Below are 13,456 nucleotides of genomic sequence, written 5' to 3' on the forward strand. Positions count from 1 at the left end.
TCCTCCGGCTCTTCTCAAAAGTTAATATCGTTTTAAAAACTGATGCTTTTAAAAGGGAGAGGCATTTCTGCCTCTCCGCATAGGTTTAACACTGTGAATTTCTTTTGTGATACTTAGTTTCTTGCTGCATCAACTGCATCCAAGAATCCCTGTACTACGTCATCGCCAAGGTCTTCCTTAACCATGTCGTATACAACCTGTGCTTTATCTCTTAATACAGCCAGATCATCATCGCTGAACTGTACGATCTCGCATCCTGCATCCTCAACAGTCTTCTTATCCTGCTCGATGGACTCACTTGCAACACCCTTAGCATACTCAGCAGCCTCAGCAGCACACTCGTCTAACAGGGCTTTGGTGTTGTCCGGAAGGCTCTGGTACAGATCATTGTTCATGAAGAATACGATAATGTGGCCTACATGGTTGGTCTCAACAACGTATTTCTGAACTTCCTGCAGGTTGTTACCAACGATGTTCATGTACGGGTTCTCCTGTCCATCAACAGTACCCTGCTGAAGTCCCATGAACAGCTCATTGAACTGCATCGGAACTGCAGATGCACCGATTGCGTTCCAGTATGCAATGTGGTATTTGTTGGTCATAACACGGATCTTCTGCCCAGCCAGATCTGCAACAGATTTGGTCGGAACGTTGGTGGTCAACTCACGGAAACCAGCGTCAGAGAAAGCAAGCATATGGATACCGGATGCCTCACAGTAATCGTTGATCTGCTTCTTTGCATAATCGCCTTCCAGGAAGTTTCTCATATGGTCGATGTTATCGAATACATTCGGCATATCGAACAGAGCCATCTCTTTTACGAAGTCAGTCAGATCAGCGGTCATACCGGTGACCATCTCGATAGAACCGGATACACAGGCCTCATCCTGCTCAGTGGTGTTTGCCAGCTGTCCACCCGGATACAGCTCGATATTGATGCTGCCGTTGGATTTCTCTTTTACCAGGTTTGCAAAGTACTCAACCATCTTATAGTTGGTGGTAGTCTCAGATACAGTCATAGCCAGGTTCCAGCTGTAATCACCGTAATCCTCGGAGGTGTCTGCTGCGGTGTCTCCACCCTCAGCCTTGGTCTCCGTTGCTGCTGCAGCTGCTGTGGTGTCTGCAGTGGTGGAAGATCCGGAATTTCCGGAGGAACATGCTACCAGGCTCATTGCCATGGTTCCTGCAAGTAACATAGATAACGCTTTCTTCATAATAGTCTTCTCCTTTTTAATATGTAAATATTATACTTTCCCTTTTGTTTCGTATTATCCAAGGATGGATGGAAGCCATAAGCTCAGTCCCGGAACAAATACGATGAGTGCCAGACATACCAGGAACGCGATCAGGAACGGAACCGTTGCCTTAGCAAGATTCAATAACGGGATCTTGGTCATGCCAGAAGCAACGAACAGGTTGATGCCCATTGGCGGGGTAACCATGCCCATTGCCAGGTTACAGGTCATGAAGATACCAAGGTGAACCGGATTAATGCCCAGTGCATTTGCGATTGGGAGCATAATCGGGGTCAAGATCATGATGTTCGGGATGTTATCAATGATCATACCACAGACGATCATGATCAGGTTCATTAACAGAAGAATCAGAATCTTGTTGTCTGTTACGGACAGTACCATCTTTGAAATGGACTGCGGGTACTTCAGCAGAGTCATGGTTCTTGCAAATGCGGATGCTGCTGCAATTACGAACAGAATGTTAACATAGGTCTTGGAACCTGCCAGGAAGATCTTCGGGATTTCACGGATCTTGATGCTCTTGTAAACCAGAATGCATACCAAGAAACCGTAGATAACGGAGATAACAGCTGCTTCAGTCGGAGAGCAAATACCAGAGTAGATACATCCAAGGATGATAACCGGAGTCATCAGGGCGAAAAAGCTTTCCTTGAATAACTTCAGGAATCCTTTTTCGCGGATCTTGTTGTAGTTCTCCTGCAGCTTTTCTTTGTCCTCACCGTTCTTTTTGCAGTAGTACCAGCAGTATCCCATCAGGAAGAAACCAATCAGACATCCAGGAATGATACCTGCAATGAACAGAGCAGACGGTGAAGCGTTTGCCGCTGCAGAATATACAATATAGGAAATGGACGGCGGGATGATAACCCCCAGCGCTCCGGCTACCGTAACGATTGCTGTGGAGAATACCACATCATATCCCATGTTTACCAGGAATGGAATGGTCATGGAACCTACTGCAGATACAGTTGCCGGTGCGGAACCGGAAATTGCTGCGTAGAACATACAGGTTACAACCACTGCACACGGGAAACCTGCAGTCTTGTTGCCGATGAAATATCCGAAGAACTCAAAGAGCTGTTTGGAAATACCTCCCTCTGCCATGATCATGCCGGAAACCATAAACAGCGGCACTGCTAACAGAGTGAAGCTGTTCATACCGGAGAACATTGCTCTGGCTACATCGATTGCTCCGTAATTCAGTGTTCCCATCATCCCTGGAAGGATTGCCATCAGTCCGAATACGGCACCAACCGGAAGACTGATTACCAGGAAAATTGCAAGAAGAATAAAGAATAATCCGATTGTCATTGTTCTTTCTCCTTTCCAGTCACATCAAGAAATACTACCTGAACTGCTCTGAGTACAGCCAGTACAAAGCAGATGGTCATAATCCAGTAGAAGTTTGCTACCGGAATCTGTAAAGCCGGGCTGCGCTGTCCGGTCTTTGCGGTAACGGCAATCAGATCAAATCCGCCCTTTACCAGAAGTACAGTGAACGCACCCACGATTACCGTACATACAATGGTGATGATCTTCTGCACCGGTTTGCTGAGCATGGTGGTAAAAGTATCCACACGGATCATAGATCTGTTCCGGATTGTTGCCGGCAAGGAAAGAAATGCGCTGATCGCCAGGCAGTAACAGCAGATCTCATCCGACCAGCTTAACGCATTGTTGAAGCAATAACGCATCACAACATTTGTGAATGAAAGGACTGTCATAATTGCCAGTAACACAGACATACAGCAGATTTCAAAATTCTTGTCGAGCCATTTTAAAGCTACCATTTTTTCCCCTCCTTAAGTAGTATTAAAACTGCTTTTTCTCACTTGACTGTATTCTATCATGCGAGTTAAAATAAGTAAAACAGCTAATAACGATACAGTCCAGAAGTTTTTCTTCTTTTTTGTTCATCTTATGAAAATATATTGAGAATTTTTGTGCATCTTGTCTGAAAACAGATCATATTGTAGCATTTGCCAGAAACTTTCAGGAGGGAATTTATTATGAACTTTAAAATACTGGAATACATTGTCGCGATCGCAGAAACCGGAAATGTCACCAAAGCAGCTGAACGCCTGTTCATCTCACAGTCCGGCTTAAACCAGCAGCTTATCAAGCTCGAAACAGAGCTTGGCACCCCTCTCTTTCACCGCTCCAAAAAAGAAATGCGCCCAACCCACGCCGGGCTCATTTATATCGAAAACGCAAGAAGAATTTTAAAGATGGCCCAAAACTGTATCAGCCAGATCAATGATCTGTCCGACAATCCCCGCGGCACCATTTCCTTTGGACTTCCCTATGAGCACGGAGCTGACCTATTCATTAATATTGCAAAGGATTTCAGCCATGCTTTTCCCAACGTAGCCATCACTCTGACTGAGCAAAATGTACGGGAGATGGAGGAAAATGTCCAGACTGACCGGCTAGATCTGGCCTTTGTCATGATAAAAGACAAGCCTTCTTCCCGCCATTTTGACTATGTACACCTCTGCACGGAACGGCTGGTTCTCGGCATTCCGCGTAAACATCCCATGGCACAATATGCCGCCCCCACGGGAAAACCATTAAACACAATGGACTTAAAACACTTTAAAAATGATCCCTTTGCCTTCATGTTCTCCGGTTCCACTATGCGAAACGTCATTGATCCGCTGTTTGAGGATGCTGGATATCTCCCGAAGATCCGCTACGAAACCCATATGAACAATGTGCTGTACCGACTGGTCAGCAACGGACTGTGCTGCACCATTATGCCACAGTCCTATGTACAAAATGGCAGAGGCTCCGTCTGGTTTTATCCGGAACAGGAACCATCCTGGGACTGGTATATCATCTTCTCCAAAGACCGTATGCTAACTGCGGCAGACAGGTATCTCATCCAGCTTTCTCAGAACTACGCACAGAAAATAAAAGATTACTGGAATCATTATGGTGTCGGCTTTCCTCCTGCTATCCTGCCAGACACTGACTACAGATGAAAAATGCGGCCTGCCAGCTTCCCCATCGTGAAAGCTGGCAGGCCGCATTTACCATCTGTTTTTATTTTTCATTTGTCTTCACTAGCCGAAACTGCGAATAGCTTTTTCCCGGTATCATACCGCCCCGGTAGGATGACAGCTCGCTGACCGTCACCAGCTGGAACCCGCGCTTTACCAGTTCCGGGATGATCATCTCGCTGGCATCTCCGGTGGCATCATACAAATCGTGCATCAAAATGATATCCCCGTCCTTTACCTTCTCAAGCACTGTCTGGATCGTCTGGGACGCGTCCCGGGTCTTCCAGTCCAGCGTATCAACACTCCACAAAATAGCCGGCATGGAAATCGCTCCGGCAATGTTCATACCCGCATCTGTCTTCGCTCCGCCGCAGGGGCGCATCAGCACCGGCGAGATGCCGCAGGCATCGGAAACCACCTGGTTCGTAGCCACCAGCTGATTCGCCAGATCGGTCGGAGACACCTTCGTCATAAGAGTATGGTCAAAGGTATGGTTTGCCACCTCACAGCCCTGCGCTACCATCTGTTTTAAGACATCCGGACTCTTAATAACCTTCTGTCCTACCATAAAGAACGTCGCGCGGCCACCGTTTTCTTTCAGACAATTCAAAATACGCGGCGTCACAGTTGGGGACGGGCCATCATCGTAGGTCAGCGCCACCATAGGGCGGTTCGGGTCAATATTTCCCGCATAAACCGTATCGCCGGTCCGCTTTACCACGGAAATACGCACGCCATCGACCCGTAGTCCCGCACCAACCGTTCCGGCTTCGGCTCCATCGGAAACCCAGTCTGTCCATTTAGAATCCTGGAGCACGCTGTAAAGCACCTCATAATAAGTTCCCAAGTCTCCGGTCAGTTCCATGGCAATGCCCTCAAGCGGGGCCGTACCAGCCGAATCCCCGGCCTCAGCGCCGTCCTCCTGCCAGTCCAGCCAGCCCGTACCGCTCAAATTCACGCGGTAGCGGATCGTGCCGCTCATGCCCTCCGGCTGGCCATTTAATGTCGCACGGATCGCTGTCACATAGGAGGTTGTCGGTGCCATGCTGTAGGAATTATCCGCAAAGAAATGGCTCCAGCCCACTTCACTGACCGCAATGCCGTAGATCGCGCCCACATCCGGCAGGGACTGGACATATGCTGCCCGTTCTTCCGCTTCCTTACTTTCTTCCTCGGCAGCAGACGCGCTCATGCTCTCCTGCAGAGCCGCAGCCTCCACAACCGCATTCTCCGCCTTCCGTTTCCGCACCGCCCCCGAGATTGCAGCCACCAGCACCCCCGTCAGAATGCAGACAGCAAGTAATCCCAGAATCAGAATGCGGCGCCGACGGCGCATGATCTTCATTTTCCGCGCTTTTCTCGCCCGCATCTGCCGGATCTCCCGCTCCGAAAGCGGCCGCCCCGGCTGCCAAGGTGCTTTTCCGCCTGTATTTTTCACAGAATTCCTGCTCGAATTCCGCTCCCTTCCCCCATGTAACTGACTCATATTTCTCCCATACTTTCTATAAAACGATATGTATGAAAACGACCTCCGGTATTTTCTGCATGAAAATATAGGAAGTCGTTTTCTTTTTACATGCCCGGACCTTCTGATATTACGGTCAGGCTATATTATTTTTTACTCTTCGCTATCGTCGATATCGAATACTTCCGGAGCTTCCTCCGCCATATCGTCATCGCCGGAAAGCAGGATCTCGTCATCATCCTCCAGAGCGATCTCTTCCTCTGGCTCAACATCTGTGTTGAGCTTTACGGAACGGTAACGCTTCATACCGGTACCAGCCGGGATCAGCTTACCGATGATAACATTCTCCTTCAGACCAATCAGATGGTCAACCTTACCGTTGATAGCCGCCTCGGTCAGAACCTTGGTGGTCTCCTGGAAGGATGCTGCAGACAGGAAGGAATCGGTAGCCAGGGATGCCTTGGTAATACCAAGCATAACCTGCTTGCCCTCTGCCGGCTGCTTGCCCTCTGCAATCAGAGCTTCGTTCATCTCGTTGAAGTCGAGGACATCCATGGATACGCCCGGCAGCACATCGCTGTCGCCGCTCTCCTCGATGCGGATCTTCTTTAACATCTGACGAACGATCATCTCAACGTGCTTATCGTTGATTTCTACACCCTGCAGACGGTATACACGCTGTACTTCCTGGATCATGTAATCCTGTACGGCACGGACACCCTTGATCTTTAAGATGTCATGCGGGTTTACGCTACCTTCGGTCAGCTCATCACCGGCCTCGATCACCTGCTCGTCCTGAACCTTGATTCTGGAACCGTACGGGATCAGATAGGTCTTGGAGTTGCCGGTCTCCGGATCGGTAACCACGATCTCACGTTTCTTCTTGGTATCTTTCAGGGTTACAACACCACCGAACTCGGTAATGATTGCAAGACCCTTCGGCTTACGTGCCTCGAACAGCTCCTCGACACGCGGAAGACCCTGTGTGATATCTCCACCTGCTACACCGCCGGTATGGAAGGTACGCATGGTCAGCTGGGTACCAGGCTCACCGATAGACTGTGCAGCGATGATGCCGACTGCCTCACCAACCTGTACAGGCTGGCCGGTTGCCATGTTGGCACCATAACATTTTGCGCAGACACCGATATGGGACTTACAGCTAAGGACGGTACGGATCTTTACGGAATCACGGCCCATCTTGTTCAGTGCCTTCATAACAGCAGCAGCACGCTTCGGAGTACACATATGGTTTGCTTTTACAACCACTTCTCCGGTCTCCGGATCAGTGATGGTCTCAGCGATATAACGGCCGGTGATACGCTCCTCCAGGCTCTCGATGGTCTCTTTGCCATCGGTGAATGCCTTGATCTCCATGTACGGGATATCCTTGCCTTCGCAGCAGTCTACCTCACGCACGATCAGATCCTGGGATACGTCTACCAGACGACGGGTAAGGTAACCGGAGTCTGCGGTACGCAGTGCGGTATCGGACATACCCTTTCGTGCACCATGAGCGGAGATGAAGTACTCCAGTACGTCAAGACCCTCACGGAAGTTGGATTTAATAGGAAGTTCGATGGTGTGACCGGTTGTATCTGCCATAAGTCCACGCATACCTGCCAGCTGCTTGATCTGCTTATCAGATCCTCGCGCACCGGAGTCTGCCATCATGAAGATGTTGTTGTACTTATCCAGACCGCCTAACAGGTCTTTGGTCAGCTGGTCATCGGTGGTCTTCCAGGTTTCGATAACCTCTTTATAACGCTCTTCCTCAGTGATCAGGCCACGGCGGAAGTTCTTTGCGATACGGTCAACGGTCTCCTGGGCATCAGCCAGCAGCTTCGGCTTGGATGCCGGCACGGTCATATCCGCGATGGATACGGTCATGGCAGCTCTGGTGGAATACTTGTAACCGATTGCCTTGATATCATCCAGGGTAACAGCAGTCTGGGTAGCGCCATGTACGTTGATGACCTTCTCCAGGATCTTCTTTAACTGTTTCTTTCCTACGTGGAAGTCAACCTCAAGAAGCAGCTCGTTGCCCGGAATGCTTCTGTCTACAAAGCCAAGGTCCTGCGGGATGATCTCGTTGAAGATGAAACGGCCTAAGGTGGATTCTACCACTCCGGTCATCTCGGTGCCATCCGGCATGGTCTTGGTGACTCTTACTTTGATGCGGGAGTGCAGGGTCACAGCAGCGTTCTCGTAAGCAAGGATTGCCTCGTTGACGCTCTTGAAGATCATGCCCTCGCCGGTTGCGCCTGGGCGCTCCTGGGTCAGATAGTAGATACCAAGTACCATATCCTGGGAAGGAACGGCTACCGGGCCACCATCGGACGGCTTTAACAGGTTGTTCGGAGACAGGAGCAGGAAACGGCACTCTGCCTGTGCTTCCTGGGAAAGCGGAAGATGTACTGCCATCTGGTCTCCATCGAAGTCTGCGTTGAATGCGGTACATACAAGCGGATGCAGCTTGATTGCCTTACCCTCAACCAAGATCGGCTCGAATGCCTGGATACCCAGTCTGTGCAGGGTAGGTGCACGGTTTAACATAACCGGATGCTCTTTGATAACATCTTCGAGGACATCCCATACCTCAGACTGCAGACGCTCTACCATCTTCTTCGCACTCTTGATGTTGTGTGCGGTTCCGTTCTGGACAAGCTCCTTCATAACGAACGGCTTGAACAGCTCGATCGCCATCTCCTTCGGAAGACCACACTGGTAGATCTTCAGCTCCGGTCCTACGACGATAACGGAACGTCCGGAATAGTCAACTCGTTTACCAAGCAGGTTCTGGCGGAAACGGCCCTGTTTACCTTTCAGCATATCGGAAAGGGATTTCAGTGCACGGTTTCCAGGACCGGTTACCGGTCTACCGCGGCGTCCGTTATCGATCAGGGCGTCAACAGCCTCCTGCAGCATACGCTTCTCGTTGCGGACGATGATGTCCGGAGCACCAAGCTCGAGAAGACGTGCAAGACGGTTGTTACGGTTGATGATTCTTCTGTATAAATCGTTTAAGTCAGAGGTTGCGAAACGGCCGCCGTCCAGCTGTACCATCGGACGGATATCCGGCGGGATAACCGGGATCACGGTCATGATCATCCACTCCGGCTTGTTTCCGGAGTTGCGGAATGCTTCTACAACTTCCAGTCTCTTGATGATTCTTGCGCGCTTCTGGCCGCTTGCGTCCTTCAGCTCGCGTTTGAGCATCTCAGACTCTTTCTCAAGATCAATGCTCTTTAAAAGCTCGAGAACAGCCTCAGCACCCATTCCAACACGGAAGTTGCCGTAGCCCCACTTCTCGACCTCTTCACGGTACTCTTTCTCGGAGAGTACCTGCTTGTACTGCAGGCTGGTCTGACCTGCATCCAGAACGATGTAGGATGCAAAGTACAGAACCTTCTCCAGTACTCTCGGGGAGATATCCAGAATGAGACCCATACGGCTCGGGATACCCTTAAAGTACCAGATATGAGATACAGGAGCAGCCAGCTGGATGTGGCCGATACGCTCTCTGCGGACGCTGGACTTGGTTACCTCAACGCCGCAGCGGTCGCAGATTACGCCTTTGTATCTGATTTTTTTATATTTACCACAATGACATTCCCAGTCCTTGCTCGGTCCGAAGATGCGCTCACAGAACAGACCGTCGCGCTCCGGTTTTAAGGTACGGTAGTTGATGGTCTCCGGCTTTTTTACCTCGCCGTGTGACCACTCCAGAATCTTCTCCGGGGAAGCCAGGCCAATCTTAATGGCATCAAATGTCAATGGCTGATAAGTTTCATTTGTCTCAGGCATGAGCGTTACTCCCTTCTATTATTCTTCATCAAAGGAATCGTCGGTGTAATCGTCGGATTCCCCTTCGAAATCATCGCTGCTGTCGTCGTTGTTATCGACATCAACCAGCTCTTCACCCTTGAACTCCTGCTTCTGGTAACCATAGTCACCGAAGGATTCGTCGCGGTTGTAATGGCGGTCGCCCTCGATGATGGCACGCAGGTCGGTCTCGCCGTAGTCTACGTTCTCGCCAATCTCAACCTCGGTTCCGTCATCACGCAGTACGCTTACATCCAGGCCAAGGGACTGCAGCTCTTTTAACAGTACCTTGAAGGACTCCGGAATACCCGGCTCAGGGATGTTCTCGCCCTTGATGATTGCCTCGTAGGTCTTCACACGTCCGACAACATCATCGGACTTCACGGTCAGGATCTCCTGCAGGGTGTAGGATGCACCATATGCCTCCAGGGCCCAAACCTCCATCTCACCGAAACGCTGTCCGCCGAACTGTGCCTTACCACCCAGAGGCTGCTGGGTAACAAGGGAGTATGGGCCGGTGGAACGTGCATGGATCTTATCGTCAACCAGGTGATGCAGCTTCAGGTAATGCATGTGACCGATGGTTACCGGGCTGTCGAAGTACTCGCCGGTACGTCCGTCACGCAGTCTTACCTTACCGTCGCGGCGGAGCGGAACGCCCTTCCACAGCTCACGGTGCTCCAGATGGGAACCTAAGTAATCCATAACTTCCGGTTTCAGGGTATCTTTGTATTTCTCTTCAAACTCCTCCCAGGAGGTGTTTACGTAATCGTTTGCAATTTCCAGGGTATCCATGATGTCTACCTCGTTCGCGCCCTCGAATACCGGGGTGGAAATGTTAAAGCCAAGTGCTTTACATGCAAGGCTTAAGTGCATCTCCAGGACCTGTCCGATGTTCATTCGGGAAGGTACGCCCAGCGGGTTTAAGACGATATCCAGCGGACGGCCATTCGGAAGGAACGGCATATCCTCTACCGGAAGTACGCGGGAAACGACACCCTTGTTACCATGACGTCCTGCCATCTTATCGCCGACAGAGATCTTACGCTTCTGTGCAATGTAGATGCGGACACTCTGGTTTACGCCAGGAGCCAGCTCATCGCCGTTCTCTCTGGTAAATACTTTTGCGTCGATGATGACGCCGTAAGCACCGTGCGGTACTTTTAAGGAAGTATCACGTACTTCTCTTGCCTTCTCACCGAAGATCGCACGGAGCAGTCTCTCCTCAGCAGTCAGCTCGGTCTCACCCTTCGGGGTAACCTTACCGACCAGGATATCACCGGCACGGACCTCAGCACCGATACGAATGATACCTCTCTCGTCCAGGTCTTTTAATGCGTCGTCGCCGACACCCGGAACATCGCGGGTGATCTCTTCCGGTCCAAGCTTGGTGTCACGGGCTTCTGCCTCATACTCCTCGATATGAACGGAGGTGTAGACATCTTCCATAACCAGTCTCTCACTTAAGAGAACCGCATCCTCGTAGTTGTAACCTTCCCAGGTCATGAAACCAATCAGCGGGTTCTTACCAAGAGCGATCTCACCGTTGCTGGTGGACGGACCGTCTGCGATGACCTCGCCTGCCTCAACGTGGTCGTTCTTGTAAACGAGCGGCTTCTGGTTGTAGCAGTTGGACTGGTTGCTTCGTGAGAATTTGATCAGATGATAAACATCTTTTGCGCCGTTGTCATCACGCTTGATGATGATCTCGTTGGAAGCGGAACGCTCAACAACACCGGCATGCTTTGCTACTACGCAGACACCAGAGTCGACAGCAGCCTTGCCCTCGATACCGGTACCTACTGCAGGCGCCTCGGTTCTTAAAAGCGGAACGGCCTGACGCTGCATGTTAGATCCCATCAGTGCACGGTTTGCGTCATCGTTCTGCAGGAACGGGATCATGGATGTTGCTACGGAGAATACCATCTTAGGAGATACGTCCATTAAGTCGATGGCTCTCTTCTGGAACTCGGAAGTCTCCTCACGGAAACGGCCGGCTACGTTATTGTTAATGAAATGGCCTTCCTCGTCGAGCGGGGTGTTTGCCTGTGCGACAACGAAGTTATCCTCCTCGTCTGCAGTCAGGTATACCACCTCGTCGGTTACACGCGGGTTAGCCGGGTCGGATTTGTCTACCACACGGTACGGAGCCTCGATGAAGCCGTACTCATTTACCTTTGCATAGGTTGCAAGGGAGTTGATCAGACCGATGTTCGGTCCCTCAGGAGTCTCGATCGGGCACATACGTCCGTAATGGGTGTAGTGTACATCTCGAACCTCGAATCCGGCACGGTCACGGGACAGACCGCCAGGTCCCAATGCGGAGAGACGTCTCTTGTGGGTCAGCTCAGACAGCGGGTTGTTCTGGTCCATGAACTGGGACAGCTGGGAACTTCCGAAGAACTCCTTCACTGCTGCGGTAACCGGCTTGATGTTGATTAAGGACTGCGGAGTGATGCCGTCCATATCCTGGGTGGTCATACGCTCTCTTACCACACGCTCCATACGGGACAGACCGATGCGGTACTGGTTCTGTAACAGCTCACCAACAGCACGGATACGGCGGTTGCCCAGATGGTCGATATCGTCTGCGTTACCGATGCCGCCTTCCAGATGCATGTTGTAGTTGATGGAAGCGATGATGTCTTCCTTGGTGATATGCTTCGGGATCAGCTCGGTGATGTTCTTATGAACCAGTTTCTTTAATGCTTCCTGGTCATCGCCAGCTTCTTCCAGAATAGTTTTTAATACCGGATAATATACTAATTCTGTAACACCGACTTCCTTCGGATCGAAGTCTGCATAAGCTGCCAGGTCAACCATTAAGTTGGACAGGACTTTGTAGTTGCGCTCCTCGGTCTGGATCATAACGTACGGAACTGCTGCGTTCTGCAGAGTGGTTGCCAGCTCTTTGTCGATCTTTGCGCCAGCCTCTGCTAAAACCTCTCCGGTGGTCATGTCCACTACATCCTCAGCCAGGATCTGGCCCTTGATGCGGTTTTTGAAGTGAAGCTTCTTATTGAATTTATATCTGCCGACTTTGGCCAGGTCGTAACGGCGCGGGTCAAAGAACATGCTGTTTAACAGGCTTTCTGCACTATCAACGGATAACGGCTCGCCCGGACGGATCTTACGGTAGAGCTCTAACAGGCCATCCTGATAGCTCTCTGCAGTATCCTTGCCAAAGCTTGCCAGCAGTTTCGGCTCCTCGCCGAACAGATCGATGATCTCTGCGTTGGTGCCATAGCCCAGTGCACGCACCAGTACGGTTACCGGAACCTTACGGGTACGGTCTACACGAACGTAGAAGATATCATTGGAGTCGGTCTCATACTCCAGCCATGCACCACGGTTCGGGATAACCGTGCAGGTGTACAGCTCTTTACCGATCTTATCATGGCCGATTCCGTAGTAGATACCCGGAGAACGAACCAGCTGGCTTACGATAACTCGTTCAGCGCCGTTGATTACGAATGAGCCGGTATCGGTCATAAGCGGAAGATCTCCCATGAAGATCTCGTGCTCGTTGATCTCTTCTTTGTCCTTATTGTAAAGTCTTACCTTTACCTTTAAAGGTGCAGCGTAAGTTGCGTCGCGTTCTTTGCATTCTTCGATGTTATATTTGACTTCATCTTTACATAATGTAAAATCAACGAATTCGAGGCTTAAATGACCTGCGAAATCGGAGATTGGGGAGATATCTTCAAATACTTCCTTCAATCCTTCATCGAGGAACCACTGATAGGAGTCTTTCTGAATCTCAATCAGGTTTGGCATCTCAAGAACTTCTTTCTGTCTTGAGTAGCTCATTCTAACGCTCTTTCCCGATGTTACCGGGCGCATTCTGCTTTTCTCCATTGACGTTTCACCCCTGTTTTCTAATCTAATTTCTGGCATATTTTTGGGCG

General features: G+C 50.4%; 7 protein-coding genes. 1 reads left to right on the top strand and 6 read right to left on the bottom strand.

From position 1 onward, the window contains the following. Positions 1-113 precede the first annotated feature (113 nt). From DW922_RS00580 to DW922_RS00590, 3 genes are read right to left on the bottom strand one after another with little or no spacing between them, the layout of a single operon-like run. Positions 114-1,214: a TRAP transporter substrate-binding protein gene (locus tag DW922_RS00580; RefSeq protein WP_118725467.1), complete on the bottom strand. Its 1,101-nt coding sequence runs from the start codon at positions 1,212-1,214 to the stop codon at positions 114-116. A 54-nt stretch (positions 1,215-1,268) separates the two neighbouring features. Then, complete coding sequence (locus DW922_RS00585) at positions 1,269-2,567, bottom strand: TRAP transporter large permease (protein WP_118725468.1); 1,299 nt, start codon at positions 2,565-2,567, stop codon at positions 1,269-1,271. Further along, positions 2,564-3,046 (bottom strand): TRAP transporter small permease, encoded by a 483-nt coding sequence (locus DW922_RS00590; RefSeq protein WP_118718294.1) that lies wholly within the window; start codon positions 3,044-3,046, stop codon positions 2,564-2,566. The genes DW922_RS00585 and DW922_RS00590 overlap by 4 nt, the downstream gene beginning before the upstream one ends. Positions 3,047-3,265: 219 nt before the next feature. Here DW922_RS00590 and DW922_RS00595 point away from each other — a divergent pair, with 219 nt between their 5' ends. After that, on the top strand, positions 3,266-4,240 hold the full coding sequence (locus DW922_RS00595; protein ID WP_118725469.1) for a LysR family transcriptional regulator: 975 nt from the start codon (positions 3,266-3,268) through the stop codon (positions 4,238-4,240). 61 nt (positions 4,241-4,301) lie between these two features. Here the strand turns inward: DW922_RS00595 and DW922_RS00600 are convergent, their stop codons facing one another. From DW922_RS00600 to DW922_RS00610, 3 genes are all read right to left on the bottom strand, one after another. Then, positions 4,302-5,696, bottom strand: a complete 1,395-nt coding sequence (locus tag DW922_RS00600) for a polysaccharide deacetylase family protein (RefSeq protein ID WP_195714967.1) — start codon at positions 5,694-5,696, stop codon at positions 4,302-4,304. A gap of 180 nt (positions 5,697-5,876) precedes the next feature. Next, complete coding sequence (gene rpoC / locus DW922_RS00605; protein ID WP_118725471.1) at positions 5,877-9,530, bottom strand: DNA-directed RNA polymerase subunit beta'; 3,654 nt, start codon at positions 9,528-9,530, stop codon at positions 5,877-5,879. 18 nt (positions 9,531-9,548) lie between these two features. Then, entirely contained in the window at positions 9,549-13,406 is a 3,858-nt protein-coding gene (locus DW922_RS00610; RefSeq protein WP_118725472.1) for a DNA-directed RNA polymerase subunit beta, read from the bottom strand. Between the last annotated feature and the right edge of the window lie 50 nt (positions 13,407-13,456).

The organism is Clostridium sp. AM42-4 (genome assembly GCF_003480105.1).
GTDB lineage: Bacteria > Bacillota > Clostridia > Lachnospirales > Lachnospiraceae > Brotaphodocola.